Genomic DNA, 14,611 nt, shown 5'->3' on the forward strand with positions numbered 1-14,611 from the left:
CCCGACGCAAGAAGGAGCCAAGATGCCGCGCATGCTGATCCGCAAGAACCCCAGCGACTTCAAAACCCTGCCGTTGTATGTCGAAGCCACACCTGAGGGGCTGAGCTATCAAAGCGTCGGCATGCCGCTGAACTTCACGCAAACCCTGCAAAAACGCCGACCGGTGAAAGTGGCCAACAGTGAGCGCTTTTCCCTGGAACTGGCAAACCTTGGGGTATCGGTGCGCTTGACCTTGCATTGGCAATGCCGCGACTACTGGGTGTTGGTGCGCCAGCGCAGGCAGGATCGGGGCGATGTGGTGCTCAAGCTGATTTCAGGCTATGTGCCAGCCCATGAGGTCAACCTGCCCCTGCATACGGCGATCCAGGAAATTGCCGAAGAGTGCTTGCTGGAAACCCCCGAAGGCTGGCTCAGCGGGCGCTTCAACGAAACGTGGCTACCGGCCCCTTATGCAGCCGCCCTGCATTACCGTGAAGCCCTGCCCTTTCGCCTGACGCCACTGTCTGGAGCGGCGCGGCCCGTCCGCTGTGGCAGCCAGCCCCTGCTGGAACGACCACGGGCCTACGTGCATTTACCGACGGCGTCACTGCAACTGATTTACGACCTGCGCCTGGAGGTCCCCAAGGAAGCCAAGTCCCTGAGCCTGTTTCATGTCGACGAACGACTGGAAGGCGATCAACTGGTCGCGCGCCTGGACCGCAAGCACCCGGACCTGTACTTGATCCCGCTGACCGATGGCCAGCCCTGCGCCGAGCTGTACACCCTCACCAAAGACCAATTGCACCCTGCCAGTACCCGGGGCGTGCGCCTGGCCGAGAGCTTTGCGCCTCAGGACGGTTGGGTGGTACACGACGAGCGGATTCACTGGAAGGATTGGGTCAAGCAGCAAGGCTTGAGCCCGCCGACACCGGAGTCCAGGCTCAAGCGCCTGACCGGCAGGGCGCGGCAGATATTCAGAAAGGTCGTGAAGAAGGTTTAAACCCGGAGCAATGCACGTGTGGGAGCGGCCTTGCTCGCGATACAGTCGACGCGGTCTTCAGAAAAACCGGGGCGATCTTATCGCGAGCAAGCCCGCTCCCACATTGCATTCGCTTGATCGTTACTGACCGCGAATCTTCTCGACAATCGCCGTGGTCGAGCTGTTTTCAACCAGCCCCAGCACTTTGACCGTACCGCCATAAGCCGCCACGATATCGGCACCGACCACTTGATCGATCCCGTAATCACCGCCCTTGACCAGTACATCCGGCTTGACCTGGGCCAGCAGGTTCTCTGGAGTCGCTTCAGGGAAGCTGATCACCCAGTCCACCGCGCCCAAACCCGCCAATACGGCCATACGCCGGTCAACGCTGTTGATCGGGCGACCAGGGCCTTTGAGGCGACTCACTGAAGCGTCATCGTTGACCGCAACGATCAGGCGATCGCCCTGGGCCCGCGCTTGCTCCAGGTAGGTCACATGACCGGCATGGAGGATGTCGAAGCAACCATTGGTGAAGACGATTTTCTCGTTATGCGCCCGTGCATCTTCGATGGCCTGTAACAGCTGATCGAGGCTCAGAACACCACGTTCAGAACCTTCGGAGCGCTGAATCGCCCGGCGCAGTTCCGGCGCACTGATGGCTGCCGTACCCAGCTTGCCGACAACAATACCGGCCGCCAGATTGGCCAGCGCCACGGCGTGGGGCAGTTCTTCACCGGCAGCAATGGCGGCGGCCAGGGTCGAAATAACGGTATCGCCAGCACCTGTAACGTCAAACACTTCACGTGCCCGAGCGGGCAAGTGCATGGCTGCAAAGCCCGGACGCAACAAGGTCATGCCATGCTCGCCACGGGTCACCAGCAAGGCCCCCAGATCCAGATCAGCCATCAGCCTGGCGCCTTTGGCCACCAGGTCAGCCTCATCGGTGCAGCCACCGACGATGGCTTCGAACTCGCTGAGATTGGGCGTGATCAGGCTTGCACCACGGTAGATAGAGAAGTCCTTGCCCTTGGGGTCAGCCAGAACCGGAATACCTTTGGCCCGCGCAGCCTGGATCAGCACCTGATGGTTTTTCAGGGCACCTTTGCCGTAGTCGGACAGCACCAGCACCTTGATGCCTTCGAGCAGGTTTTCAACTTCGGCGCCCAATGCCAGGGCGTCAGTGGCGAACGGTTCTTCGAAGTCGATACGCAGCAGTTGCTGGTGACGGCTCATGACCCGTAGCTTGACGATGGTCGGCTGGTGCGCGATTCGCTGGAACAATGCACGAACACCGGCGCCTTCAAGCCGATTGGCCAGGCTGTCGGCGGCTTCATCGTCGCCGGTCACACCGACCAATGAGGCAGGCGCACCCAGTGCGGCAATGTTGAGCGCAACGTTGGCAGCGCCGCCCGGGCGGTCTTCGATTTGCTCGACCTTGACCACCGGCACCGGCGCCTCAGGCGAAATCCGTGAGGTCCCGCCATGCCAATAACGGTCGAGCATGACATCGCCTACCACCAAGACAGGGGCTTGATCGAATCGCGGCATGGACAACTTCATGGAGATCCCACATACAAAATGAACAGGGGCGCGATATTAACACAGGGTGAACGCAGGTCCGTTCACGGTATTAATCGCAGCGAATGAGAATCAGGCATAGCGAACGCGTTGTGTCGCCGCTACCGAAGGCTCCGGCAGCGGCGACACCCTGCTAGGCGATATCGCCCGAGGTTTGAGGCGCATCAAGGCCCATCGAGTGAAGGCGCGCGTAGTAGCCGTTTTGCGCCATCAGCTCGGCATGGGTGCCGCGCTCGACAATTTGACCCTGATCCATGACCAGGATCAGATCGGCTTTCTCGATGGTCGTCAGGCGGTGAGCGATCACCAGCGTGGTACGGCCTTTCATCACGTGGTCGAGTGCTGCCTGGATATGGCGCTCAGACTCGGTATCCAGCGCCGAGGTGGCTTCATCCAGAATCAACAATGGCGCATTCTTGAGCAACGCCCGGGCAATGGCCAGACGCTGGCGCTGACCGCCGGAAAGCAGCACGCCGTTCTCGCCGACCTGAGTGTCCAGGCCTTGTGGCAATTGCTCGATAAAGTCCATCGCGTAGGCATCACGCGCCGCTTTTTCGATATCGGCACGGGGTGCACCCGCCAAATCGCCATAGGCAATGTTGTTGGCCACGGTGTCGCTGAACAGGGTCACATGCTGAGTCACCTGGGCAATATGACGGCGCAGGTTAAGCAGGCGGTAATCCTCGATATCAACACCATCGAGCAGAATTTCGCCCGACGTGTGGTGATAGAAACGCGGAATCAGGTTCGCCAGTGTCGACTTGCCGCTACCGGAACGCCCCACAAGCGCCACCATCTGCCCTGGTTCGGCCGTGAAGGTCACGTCCTTGAGCACCTGACGATCGGTGTCCGGGTAGGTGAAGTTCAGGTTACGCACTTCAAGGCGACCGCTGACGTGGTCGCGCTCAACAGTGCCGGTGTCGACTTCAGGCTGCTCGTCCAGTTGTTCAAAGATGCTTTCAGCACCGGCCACACCCTTCTGGATCGTCGAGCTGACTTCAGACAGCTGGCGAATCGGCTTGGGCAACAAACCGGCCAGGGTGATGTAGGCAATCATGTCGCCCGCCGAAGAGTCGCCGCGCAGGTAAAGCACCAGGAACATCAGGACGCCCATGGCCACGTAGATGACCAGTTGCAGCATCGGGGTGTAAATCGCCCCGGTACGGGTCATGCGCAGTTGCTTGTCAGTGTTGCTCTGACTGGCTTCCAGAAAGCGCTTCTGCTCGTAGGCTTCACCGCCAAAACTGCGTACAACGCGATAACCCTGAATAGTTTCCGAGGCGACGTGCGTCACGTCACCCATCGCTACCTGGATCTTCTTGCTTTGCTTGCGGAATTTTTTGCTGGCCGTGCTCACCATGACGGCAATCAGCGGCAGGATCGCAACCATCACCAGCGTCAGGCGCCAGTTCATCCACAGCAACGAGCCAAACAGGAACACAACGGTCATGCCTTCACGGATGACGACCTTGATCGCATCGGTGGCAGCGCCGGTGACCATGGTCACGTTGAAGGTGATACGGGAGATCAGGTGGCCCGAGTTGTGCTTGTCAAAGTAGCGATTGGGCAGTACCAGCAGGTTATTGAACAGCTGAACCCGCAAGTCATGCACCAGGCCCAGAGACACCTTGGCCAGGAAGTAGTTACCCAGGAAGGAACCCAGGCCCTGCCAGGCGGCGATCAATACGATCAGTATCGGCACGACCTGCAACAGGCGCAGATCACGCAAATAGGGAACAGTGGGGAACAGCACTGCATCCGGATTGGACAGGCCATCGACGAAATACTTGAGGATGTAACCAAGCATTGGCTGGGTCGAAGCGAAAATAAGAAACCCGAGGATACTCAGCAGGAAAAGGCCGACATAAGGCCGGACATAGCTGAGCAGGCGCAGATATATCTTCAAGCTCGATTCGCTTGTGCTGGGGCTGGATTCGGTCATATCACGCGGCGGTTAGTCAAAAAGGATGCTGACTTTATCACAGCTTCTCTGGTGTACTGACTGCCGCTTGAACCCCAGCCTCCCAGGGCAGTAAAAACGACACTTCAGGGCCAGTACGCTAGTATGGCCGTCCAAAACCTGGAATGAACCTTTCAGCATGCAATTCAGTTACTTAAATTATTCAAAGCAGCGGGTGTTTGATTTCATCTGCCTGTGGCTACTACCTGCCGGTCTTTTATTGCTTCTATCCGACCTTTATTTTCTGCCAGGACGCAGTCTTCATCACAAGTTGTATTACGGCCTGTTCAGTATTCCGACCCTTATCGCGATCATCTTGCGGCCCAAAGAGCTGAAAGAGATTCTGCGTGACCCGATAGTCCTCGGCTTCATGTTGTTTGCCGCCTGGGCGATGGCCAGCCTGATGTGGACCAACGGCGAAGAAGACTTCGTGGGTTCGCTCAAGCCGGCCTTGCACCTGCTGATGCTGTTCTGGGGCTGCGCGCTGCTGACCCGATACCGCAGTGAAAGCCTGCAACCGGTGTTCTTCGCCGCTGCTGTGATTGCCTTGGTCGCGACTGTCTATAACCTGTACATGTTCATTCCCATCAGCCTTGTCGTCCCGGAATACCGGATGATCGGTGCGGGCGCCTTCGACAACCCGCTGCTGAGCTCTCACGCGTTCGGCTTCTTTTGCATTTACTGGCTCACCCTGGGCATGACCTGCAAACGGCCGCAGATCCTGTTTATCGCGATCCCAGCCTTTACCATCATGTTCGCAGCACTGCTGGCCACCGGCTCCAGAACCCCTCTGGTGGCAGTCGTAATGGCCATGGTGTGGCTGAGCTTTATCTGCTGGAACCGTCGCTCACTGGCGCTGATGAGCATGCTGGTTGTGGGAGGGGCAGTGGTGGTCGCGCTGTTCTGGGAAATGCTCATAAGCCGTGGCAGTTCATTTCGACTTGATCTGTGGAACATGGTGCTTGCGCTGATAGAACAACGCCCGTGGATCGGTTATGGCTACGAAGCTACTCTGGGCCTGGAACTGCCGGGCACCGGCGGCTACATCGTAAGCGAACCACACAACTTCGCCCTCGGCGTGCTGTATTACACCGGCATTCTGGGCTTCACGCCCTGGCTGTTCATGCAGGCATGGGGGCTTTACAGCAGCTGGCGCCATCGTGTGCAACCGCTGTTCATCCTGGCGTCTGCCTGGCTGGTGTACGGCATCGGTGCCGGCATGACCGAAGGCGGCGGCATATTGCCAAGGCCGAAAGAACACTGGTACCTGCTGTGGATTCCCCTGGCCCTGATTGCTGCTCTGAGCATCAACCAGCGCCTCAAGACCTTGCGCGACCGACCTGTTCGCAACCTTTCCCGGGCGGCGTTCGACACCCTTCAGGCCCATGCGCAGGTGATTGAAGAAGATGGTCTGGGCCCCAAAGTACTGCGCCTGGAAAACGGCAACTTCCTCAAGCTGTTCCGCGGGCGTCGCTGTTATACATCCGGCAGTTTCAACCCTTACTCCGAACGTTTTGCCGTCAACAGCGAGCGCTTGCAGGGCATGGGGATTGCCGCACCGAAAATCCTGGACCTGTATCAACTGAAAGATGGCAGTACGGCTGTGCTGTATCAGCCGCTGCCGGGCCAAACCCTGCGTCAGGTCATGCAATCGATGGGGTCGCCTGCGGTTCGCCAGGCACTGGTGGAGCGATTCGGCAAGTTCCTGGCGGTACTGCACGACAAGGGCATTTACTTCCGCTCGCTACATCTGGGCAATGTGCTGCTGATGGACGATGGCGAATTCGCCCTGATCGATATCGCCGACATGCACCTCTACCCTTCAGCGCTCAGGATCGCCTTGCGCCAGCGCAACCTGCGCCACATGCAGCGTTACCCCGAAGATCGCCGCTGGTTGTTCGAAGAACAACTGCAGGCGCTACTCGACGGCTACGCCAGCCTGGCCGACCCGGTGGCCGTCAACAGCCTGAGCCAGCAAATCAAACAGCTGGGCACGGCACACGCTGCAACCTGACACATCAGCGGAGCGCCCTCGGGCGCTCCCGACCACGGCCACAATCAGCCGTTGTCTGCTGATCGTGCTCAGGCCTGACGCTGACGGGCCCAGGTCAAGAAGCCTTCAATATTGTCACTGCACAACTGGCCGACCGCTTGCTCGATATCGGCATCCGGCCATTCCCACCAGGCAGTTTGCAACAAGGCCAGGCGCTGCTCCTCAGGGAACCTCCAGCGCAGGAACTTCGCCGGGTTGCCACCCACGACTGCATACGGTTCAACATCACGCGTCACCAACGCACCGGCCGCCACAATGGCGCCGTGGCCAATGCTGACACCCGACAGCACGGTGCTGTTGGAGCACAGCCACACATCACTGCCCACCACCACATCGCCACGGGTGCCGTTGTAATCGGTAATGTGCTGCGCCGCCTTGAGCATCGCCGGAAAGGGATACGTTGTTACCCAGTCGGCGCGATGGTGCCCGCCCAAAAATATATTCACCCCTTCGGCAATCGAGCAAAAAGCCCCGATGCGCAGGGTCGAGCCTTCTTTCCAGTCATGCACCAAGGGCAGACCATAGCTGCCACGACCCATTTCGTAGTCGGGATAGCACTGTTTGAAACGGGCAACGCCCCGCTCGATTTTCGGTAATTTACGGATTGCACGCTTGGCGCGCTTCTCCTGAAAACGTTCAATCCAGCCCATGGTGCACTCCCCGTCTCAGTCTTTTTCCAGCGGTGAAAAATACAACCGCCCCAAGCCACGCCAGGTTTTACCCGTCCAGTGCCTGAACGGAATCTGTGCCAACAACTCACGGGCCAGGGCACGATTGCGGTTGGCCGTTTTCAGGAACATGGAGTTGAGAAACTTGTAACGCACCTCGTCATACAACGGATGGTCACTGAAGAGCGCATAGATGCGCAAAATACTGTCGATCATGAAGCGATGGTTCTTGTACGAGTTGGTGGCGTGCTTGCGATAGCGCGCCATCACCACGTTCAGGCCGTCGATAAAGTACCCGGCGTGGGTAATTTTCAGCTCGATGTACAGATCTTCAAGGCGAATGGCCGGATCAAAGCCCCCCACCTTGTCCAGCGCTTCGCGGCGGATCATCAGGGTTGGCGCTGGCGGATAAGGCTTGCGCTCAAGGAACATGTCATCAAAATCCAGACGCCTGAACGGCACGTCACGGCGCTGGCGATTCTCCGGAAACAGGTTGCCGTCGGCATCGATCAACTCGATATTACCCGCGCAAATACCCACTTCGGGCTTGCCATCCATGTACGCGACCTGCACCGCAATGCGGTCCGGCATCATGATGTCATCGGAGCCGAACGGCACAATCAGGCTGCCCTTGGCACGGGCAATCGCGCCATTCAGGGTGTTGGTCAGGCCCTGATTCTGCTGTACCCGAAAGTCGAAACCATGCACCGCCTGCAAGCGCTCAATGCGCTCGACACTGTCATCGGGCGAACCGTCATCAACCACCAGCAACTCAATATTGGGATAGGTCTGATCCAGAACACTCTGAATGCTCTGCTCGATATAAGGCCCGTGGTTATAGGAGGCGATGATCACCGTTACCAAGGGTTGCGAATCTGTCATGGGTGTTCCTTGCGTGCCTGGCTCAAGCCAGAGTCGATCAAATCCAGATACTGCTGACGGAACACTTCAATGTCGTGGTGCTCCTGCAAGTAGCGATACGCCTGTTCACCCTTGGCCTTCAGCGCCTGATCCGACAAGGCCAGGTACTCATCCAGCGCGGCGGTGAGTGTCGCCACATCACTGGGCTTCACGGCCAGGCCGCCAGCGCCTTCAATCAGCGGCAACATGGCCGGCACATTGGTTGCGATCACAGGCAAATGCCCGCTCATGCCTTCAAGCAGCGCCAACCCCAGGCCTTCTGCCAGCGAAGGCATGGTCCAGATATCGAAGGCGCGCACGTACTGCAGTGCGTTCTCCTGGAAACCCAGCAGGTGCGCACGGCCAGTGAGGCCCAACTGCTCGATCTGTTCGCGCAAGCGCGACTCTTCACGCCCGGCGCCAATGATTGCCAGCTGCGCTGTCGGGTATTTGTCTTTCAACGTGGCGAAGGCTTGCAGCAAGAAACGATGGCCCTTGATCGGCACCAAACGTCCCAGAGCACCAATCATCCGTGCATCCTGATCCAGGCCGAGCTGTTCACGTGCCTGCTGGCGTGGCAGCTGCAAGGCTTCGGCTTGCTCGATGTCGATGGCATTGGTAATCGCGTAAGTATTTTGCTCGGTGAAACCGCACTTGCAGTCGAGCAGGTACTGTTTGACCGCAGGTGACACGCCTACAAAACGCCATGCCTTGTCGATCAGGCGCTTGGCCTGGCTACGACGATAGAAGCGGTCGTATTCACCAAATCCGTGGGAAATGCCCACACACAGCGGAATTTTCAGCCAGCGGTTGAGTTGCAGCATCATGTTCACGGGCTTGAAGCGGTTGCAGATCACCACATCAAACTGTTCTTTACGGCAGAACTTGTACAACGCCCACATGGCGCGCAGGCGCATGCCCTTGAGCGACTTGTCGCTGAACTCGAAATACACCGAGTGATCCGCCTTGCTCACCGGCTCGCCCGGACCCGGACGCCCACGCAAAAAGGCCGCCGTGATTTCGTAGCGCTCTCGGGGGAGCGCGCGCACGATCTGCTCGGCGAGATCGGCAAAGTCATGGGATTTGACGTTGTAATCGGGCTGCAATTGCAAAACCTTGGAACGCTTCATAAGTCTCCCTGATGAAACCCGGTTGCATCATGTTCTTTCACTATCCAAAACAGTTCGTGACGCCGAACCGCTTTACGGAAGAATTCATTTTCGCCATAAGGTGATGGCTTTCTACCTGCCAAGAGCTGCTGTATCGACCGCCGCACCCTGCGCTTGAGCGCGGCCCGGGGTTGCAGGTCATGCATCATGCCCAGCGCCATCGCCTTGTCGCGCTGCTGTTCAAGGGTCAGCGCCAGGCTGCACGGTTGCAGGCTGAGCGAGGCATCGAACACCGGCGGCAAGGCAATGCCATCACCGCTGTTGCCCATCGGCCAACGATCGTTGTCATGCAGGTGGTTGGCGTAGCCGAGCACGGTGGACGGCTGCCATTCAAGACCCTCAAGGGCTTCAATCACGGCAGCGTGGGCACAGATATGGTCAGGATGAGGGTCGATTGCCGGGTGCGGCAGCACGATCACTTCAGGGCGAGCGCGAAGGATCAACGCCCGCAAGTCAGCCAGCAGGTTATGCCAGGTCGGGGCGCCGTCCAGATCACCGGGCAGCGGGAACGGGTTGAATTGGCGGAACACGCGAATGTCGCTCAAGTCAGCCTCTCGCGAAGCCACGGGTTGATCAGGGGCCGCCTGCATGGCGGGCAATTGCAGGCAAAAATACCCCAACTGCGCGCAACGGTCTTCAGGCACACCGGCCCAACGCGGCACGACCATGCTGTCCCAGGCGCGCAAGCGGCCTTTGAGTCGGGCTGCGTCGGCGCGTTCCAGCCCCATCTGCTGATAATGCCCGGCTTCGATTTCACCGGCGGTCAGGGTCACAATCCAGGCTTCCCTGGCCTGACTGTATAGCCCGAAAGCCGCAAGCTCGGCGTCATCGGCATGGGGAGCGATCACCATCACACGCTGATCGCGGTAATCGGGCTGGCGAAAAACCCACAGCTGCGGCTGACCCATGACGCGGCAAAAACGACCGCGCACATGCAGTGCGCCATCGACCAGGGCCGAGCCGCAACCGCTGATATTCAGATAGCGCAGGCCATTGACCCCACGCTCGAAGGTTTGCCTGTCCGCAGAGTCGCTGCCCGACAGTTGTACATACGGATCAAAAAACCGCCCCAGCCAGCCACTTTTGATCGTGATCGCCAGAATCAGGGTTTCATCGCCATCCAGTATCAGCGGCTGATCAACCCTCAGCTTGTCGCCCTCAAGGCGTACTGCCGGTTGCTCAGCGTCGGCAGCAAAGTTGTACCGGTAATCGTCCTGGGCCGAATAGAACAAGTGATCGGCAAACCAGGCTTCGTGGGCTACCCAGCCCAGCACCGCCAACACCGGGACCAGCCACCAGGTCAACAGCACACCGCTGGCAATCAGCACCAGCAGGCCTATCAGCAGGCTAATGCGCTTGTTGCGCCGGTGGCGCTTGAGGAGCTGTTGTTTGCGACTCATGGGCTGGCTCATGACTTGGCTCTTGTGATTGAACTCCCGCGGGAGCGAGCCTGCTCGCGATGCAGGCACTACGGCATGTCAAAAAAACGCAGTGATACCATCGCGGGCAAGCCCGCTACCACAAGGTTTGTATGCGTATGTTTCAGACCTTGAACACGGGCACCGGGTTACACCAACGCTCTTTGTACTCGCGGTCAGCCCGGCCAAACGAAAAGCGCAAAGGTTTGTCGACGCTGCGGGCCTGCTCCCAGGCTGACTGGGTATTGATAAAGCTCAACACGCTGCCAGGGCTGAATTCGCGGGTCTGAGGATCGACGCCACCATTGACGTACTCCACGCTGATCCACTCCGGGGATTCGGCTCGGTACACCAGCTGAATCGCAATCGGCGCATCATTGAGGAAAATCACCGAACCGATCAACAGTTCACGCAACAGCTCGATCACTTCGGCCATGCGTTCGGCACCGGTGGCGACAAAACCCCAGCGCCGCAGGAACAAATCGCAATAGATGCTCGCCAGCTCAACGCTGGAAAACTCCGAAACCGGGCGCACAACGCCGCCGGCCTCCTCCAGCAAACGCAATTCGCGGCGCTGGTTGTAGCGAAACTTTTTCGACAATTCTTCGGGCGTGCGGGCCATCGCCAACTGCTCGGCCTGAGGCTTCAAGGTGCTGAAGCGGCCTTCATTGAGCTGTGACAGATAACGCCCGCGGTGACGCAACGGCGCTTGAGCATCCGCAGCGGCGGGCAGGATCAGTTCGGCATTGCCCAGATCGAACAGGCCTTTTTTACCGTGACGCTTGAGCACATCCTTGGACAAGGCAAGGTCGCGCCCCCAGGTCGGGATCGCCGCCTGCAGTTCGCCGCCTTGCTCCCAGGCCAGATACCGCACCGGGATACCCGCCAACTGCGCCAGGCGCTCAACCACCAGCGGATGGGTCGCCACGCTGCCGCCAAAACGCTGCCAGGCACCGGCATAGGTGTCAGCATCCACAACGCTCCAGCCGCGCTCGCGCCAGCCTTGAAATCGATTGAGCATCAGGACTCCGCAGTCAGGTCGGTGACTTGCGCCAGGCGCCAGAAGGTATCGCGCACTGCTTCATCGCTGAAGCGCTCATGCAAGCGTTCCAGCATCAGCTCGGCACAGGCCAGGCGCTGCTCGTCATCGAGTCGCGCCAGGTGCTGCAGGCCCTGGGCCAGATGTTCGGCATCGCCCAGTGGAAACAGAATGCCCACGCCCTCGACCACTTCTTTAGCACCGCCACACGCGGTGGCCAGCAACGGCACGCCTGCGGCCATGGCCTCAAGCAGCACCATGCCGAACGGTTCGTGATCGGAGCTCAGCGCAAATACATCAAACGCCCGGAAATAGCGCCGTGCATCGGGCACCTGACCCAAAAACAGCACCTGCTCGCCGACCCCGAGTTCATTGGCCAGCGCTTTGAGATCCTGCTCCAGACGGCCCTTGCCCATGATCACCAACTGACTGTCAGCAGGCAGATTGGGCAACGCCGTGGCAAAACCGCGAATCAGCGTGGCCTGGTCCTTGTCCGGATGCAGGCGACCGACGTTGCCGACAATAAAACCATCGACCGACAGCCCCAGAGCTTCACGCGCCGGAGTGCCTGACAATTGATCGGCTTGAACGGTATCGATATCGATGCGGTTATAAAGCGTGTTAATTCGACCGGTCGGCCAATTGGGCAGACACTGGCGCATGTCGTCGCGCACCGCGTCCGAAACACCGAGCAGGCTAAGGCGCTTGCGAAACAGGTGGGCGAACAGTTTTCGGCTGCGCCGCTTATAGTCGCCAAAGGCATGATGCACACCGATCACCGGCAAACCGGTGGCCAACAAGGCGATGTAAATCGGCTTGAAGCGGTGGGCAATGCAAAAACTGAAAGGGCGCGAAGCTGCGATCTTGCGCAGCCTGGCGATGGCGCCCAGCTTCAGGCCACGGATGGCCCTGGAGCTGAACTCCATGAACAGCACTTCATCAGAGCCACAGCCTGCAGCCACTTCAGGGTCGGCCGCCCCGGTCAGAAAGACCGTGGTGACCTTGTACCCGGTGCCGGAAAACAGGCTGGCGTACTGGCGTGCGCAGTCCAGAAACGGCCCGTCATAGCCGTGGCAGAACTGCAGCACATGACGCTCAGTCGAGCGATTCATAAGTCTCGGCGCCGTCTTTAACTACCAAAATATCTTCCATGATCAGGTACTGCAGATCGGAACCGAAGAACATGTTCAGCGCGTCCGTCGGCGAGCAGACCATCGGCTCGCCACGACGGTTGAGCGACGTGTTCAGCGACACACCGTTACCGGTCAGCACTTCGAGCGCCTTCATCATGTCGTAGTAACGCGGGTTGTATTCGCGCTTGAGCACCTGGGCACGGGAGGTGCCATCTTCATGGACAACCTCTGGCACGCGGGTTTTCCACTCGTCCGACACTTCAAAGGTGAAGGTCATGAACGGTGCCGGATGATCGACCTTGATCATCTGCGGACCAACGGTGTCGAGCATCGACGGGCAGAAAGGCCTCCAGCGCTCGCGGAACTTGATCTGTTCGTTGATACGGTCAGCCACGCCTTCGCTGCTCGGGCAACCGATGATCGAACGGCCGCCCAATGCACGCGGACCGAACTCCATGCGGCCCTGGAACCAGGCCACCGGGTTGCCGTCGACCATGATCTTGGCGATCTTCTCCGGGGTGCCTTCGATCTTGCGATACGCAGGCTTGCCAGGGTGACGGGCACAGGCCGCGATCACATCTTCGTTGCTGTACGCAGGGCCGAGGTAGACGTGTTCCATCTTCTCGACCGGCACGCCGCGAGCATGGGACACGTAGGCTGCCGCACCCACCGCCGTACCGGCATCGCCGGACGCAGGCTGCACGAACAGCTCCTTGACTTCAGGACGGGCAATGATCTTCTGGTTCAGCTTCACGTTCAACGCGCAGCCGCCCGCAAAGGCCATCTTGCCGGTCTCCTTGAGGATGTCACCCAGGTAGTGGTCGATCATTTGCAGCGACAGTTTTTCAAACAGCGCCTGCATGCTGGCCGCGTAGTGGATGTACGGCTCGTCGGCGATATCGCCTTCGCGCTTTGGCCCCAGCCACTCGATCAGTTTTGGCGAGAAGTAGAACCCCTTGCCTTTTTCTTTGTAGCGACGCAAGCCGATCACGTTGGCGTATTCGGTGTTGATCACCAGCTCGCCGTTTTCAAACGAGGCCAGACGCGAGAAATCGTATTTGCTGGCGTCGCCGTACGGCGCCATGCCCATGACCTTGAATTCACCGTCCAGCATCTCGAAACCGAGGAACTCGGTGATCGCGCCGTACAGGCCGCCCAGGGAGTCAGGATCGAAGAATTCCTTGATCTTGGTGATCTTGCCGTTTTCGCCGTAGCCGAAGAACGTCGTGGCGTACTCACCCTTACCGTCGATACCCAGGATCGCGGTTTTTTCTTTGAAACCCGAGCAGTGGTAAGCGCTGGAAGCGTGGGCCAGGTGATGCTCAACCGGTTCAATCTTGATTTTCTTCGGGTCAAAACCCAGTTGCTCAAGGCAGAACACGATCTTGTTGCGATAGCGCTTGTAGCGACGGTTGCCCATCAGGATCGCGTCAAGGGCGCGGTCCGGGGCGTACCAATAGCGCTTGGCGTAGTGCCAGCGGGCCTTGCCGAACAAGCTGATCGGGGCGAACGGGATCGCTACCACATCAACGTCGGAAGGTTTGATACCCGCCTGCTCAAGGCAAAATTTTGCGGATTCGTAGGGCATGCGGTTCTTTGCATGCTTATCACGCACGAAGCGTTCTTCTTCAGCCGCCGCTACCAGCTTGCCGTCGATATAGAGGGCTGCGGAGGGATCATGGCTGAGGGCGCCGGACAGGCCAAGAATCGTCAATGCCACTGGATTAGCCTC

The 14,611-nt window shown here is 59.0% G+C and carries 11 protein-coding genes; 2 read left to right on the plus strand and 9 right to left on the minus strand.

Annotation, left to right across the window (positions count from 1 at the left end; genetic code table 11):
• Window positions 1-22 precede the first annotated feature (22 nt).
• Window positions 23-979 carry a metal ABC transporter ATPase gene (locus VSQ83_RS21830; protein ID WP_326427506.1) on the plus strand — a complete coding sequence of 319 codons (957 nt, stop codon included), beginning with the start codon at window positions 23-25 and terminating at the stop codon, window positions 977-979.
• A 120-nt stretch (window positions 980-1,099) separates the two neighbouring features.
• Here VSQ83_RS21830 and hldE read toward each other — a convergent pair whose 3' ends face one another.
• Both hldE and msbA read right to left on the minus strand, forming a co-directional pair.
• Entirely contained in the window at window positions 1,100-2,521 is a 1,422-nt protein-coding gene (hldE, locus tag VSQ83_RS21835) for a bifunctional D-glycero-beta-D-manno-heptose-7-phosphate kinase/D-glycero-beta-D-manno-heptose 1-phosphate adenylyltransferase HldE (protein ID WP_133076674.1), read from the minus strand.
• Window positions 2,522-2,672: 151 nt separating this feature from the next.
• On the minus strand, window positions 2,673-4,481 hold the full coding sequence (msbA, locus tag VSQ83_RS21840; RefSeq protein ID WP_133076675.1) for a lipid A export permease/ATP-binding protein MsbA: 1,809 nt from the start codon (window positions 4,479-4,481) through the stop codon (window positions 2,673-2,675).
• Between the two features lie 157 nt (window positions 4,482-4,638).
• Here msbA and VSQ83_RS21845 point away from each other — a divergent pair, with 157 nt between their 5' ends.
• Window positions 4,639-6,513: an O-antigen ligase family protein gene (locus VSQ83_RS21845; protein ID WP_133076676.1), complete on the plus strand. Its 1,875-nt coding sequence runs from the start codon at window positions 4,639-4,641 to the stop codon at window positions 6,511-6,513.
• A 68-nt stretch (window positions 6,514-6,581) separates the two neighbouring features.
• On the opposite strand, the gene VSQ83_RS21850 is transcribed toward VSQ83_RS21845, so the two are convergent.
• The 7 genes from VSQ83_RS21850 to VSQ83_RS21880 all read right to left on the minus strand — a co-directional run bounded on the left by VSQ83_RS21850 (window position 6,582) and on the right by VSQ83_RS21880 (window position 14,599).
• On the minus strand, window positions 6,582-7,202 hold the full coding sequence (locus tag VSQ83_RS21850; protein ID WP_326427507.1) for a CatB-related O-acetyltransferase: 621 nt from the start codon (window positions 7,200-7,202) through the stop codon (window positions 6,582-6,584).
• A gap of 15 nt (window positions 7,203-7,217) precedes the next feature.
• On the minus strand, window positions 7,218-8,102 hold the full coding sequence (locus VSQ83_RS21855) for a glycosyltransferase (RefSeq protein WP_133076678.1): 885 nt from the start codon (window positions 8,100-8,102) through the stop codon (window positions 7,218-7,220).
• The gene (locus VSQ83_RS21860; RefSeq protein ID WP_219262151.1) at window positions 8,099-9,250 is read right to left on the minus strand and encodes a glycosyltransferase; all 1,152 of its coding nucleotides are present in this window, start codon (window positions 9,248-9,250) and stop codon (window positions 8,099-8,101) included. Before VSQ83_RS21860 ends, VSQ83_RS21855 begins: the two co-directional genes overlap by 4 nt.
• The gene (locus tag VSQ83_RS21865) at window positions 9,247-10,689 is read right to left on the minus strand and encodes a PIG-L deacetylase family protein (RefSeq protein WP_326427508.1); all 1,443 of its coding nucleotides are present in this window, start codon (window positions 10,687-10,689) and stop codon (window positions 9,247-9,249) included. Before VSQ83_RS21865 ends, VSQ83_RS21860 begins: the two co-directional genes overlap by 4 nt.
• A gap of 142 nt (window positions 10,690-10,831) precedes the next feature.
• The gene (locus VSQ83_RS21870) at window positions 10,832-11,728 is read right to left on the minus strand and encodes an antimicrobial resistance protein Mig-14 (RefSeq protein ID WP_133076681.1); all 897 of its coding nucleotides are present in this window, start codon (window positions 11,726-11,728) and stop codon (window positions 10,832-10,834) included.
• Window positions 11,728-12,858 carry a glycosyltransferase gene (locus tag VSQ83_RS21875; protein WP_326427509.1) on the minus strand — a complete coding sequence of 377 codons (1,131 nt, stop codon included), beginning with the start codon at window positions 12,856-12,858 and terminating at the stop codon, window positions 11,728-11,730. The genes VSQ83_RS21870 and VSQ83_RS21875 overlap by 1 nt, the downstream gene beginning before the upstream one ends.
• On the minus strand, window positions 12,842-14,599 hold the full coding sequence (locus tag VSQ83_RS21880) for a carbamoyltransferase family protein (RefSeq protein WP_133076683.1): 1,758 nt from the start codon (window positions 14,597-14,599) through the stop codon (window positions 12,842-12,844). Before VSQ83_RS21880 ends, VSQ83_RS21875 begins: the two co-directional genes overlap by 17 nt.
• Window positions 14,600-14,611: the final 12 nt, after the last annotated feature.

Origin of the sequence: Pseudomonas sp. DSV-1, assembly GCF_035830915.1 — a bacterium.
In the GTDB taxonomy this organism is placed as follows: Bacteria; Pseudomonadota; Gammaproteobacteria; order Pseudomonadales; family Pseudomonadaceae; genus Aquipseudomonas.

Bases quoted from the DNA above. Each gene is read 5' to 3' on its own strand.
- VSQ83_RS21830 (WP_326427506.1), top strand. From the start codon at position 23: ATGCCGCGCATGCTGATCCGCAAGAACCCCAGCGACTTCAAAACCCTG.
- hldE (WP_133076674.1), bottom strand. From the start codon at position 2,521: ATGAAGTTGTCCATGCCGCGATTCGATCAAGCCCCTGTCTTGGTGGTA.
- msbA (WP_133076675.1), bottom strand. From the start codon at position 4,481: ATGACCGAATCCAGCCCCAGCACAAGCGAATCGAGCTTGAAGATATAT.
- VSQ83_RS21845 (WP_133076676.1), top strand. From the start codon at position 4,639: ATGCAATTCAGTTACTTAAATTATTCAAAGCAGCGGGTGTTTGATTTC.
- VSQ83_RS21850 (WP_326427507.1), bottom strand. From the start codon at position 7,202: ATGGGCTGGATTGAACGTTTTCAGGAGAAGCGCGCCAAGCGTGCAATC.
- VSQ83_RS21855 (WP_133076678.1), bottom strand. From the start codon at position 8,102: ATGACAGATTCGCAACCCTTGGTAACGGTGATCATCGCCTCCTATAAC.
- VSQ83_RS21860 (WP_219262151.1), bottom strand. From the start codon at position 9,250: ATGAAGCGTTCCAAGGTTTTGCAATTGCAGCCCGATTACAACGTCAAA.
- VSQ83_RS21865 (WP_326427508.1), bottom strand. From the start codon at position 10,689: ATGAGTCGCAAACAACAGCTCCTCAAGCGCCACCGGCGCAACAAGCGC.
- VSQ83_RS21870 (WP_133076681.1), bottom strand. From the start codon at position 11,728: ATGCTCAATCGATTTCAAGGCTGGCGCGAGCGCGGCTGGAGCGTTGTG.
- VSQ83_RS21875 (WP_326427509.1), bottom strand. From the start codon at position 12,858: ATGAATCGCTCGACTGAGCGTCATGTGCTGCAGTTCTGCCACGGCTAT.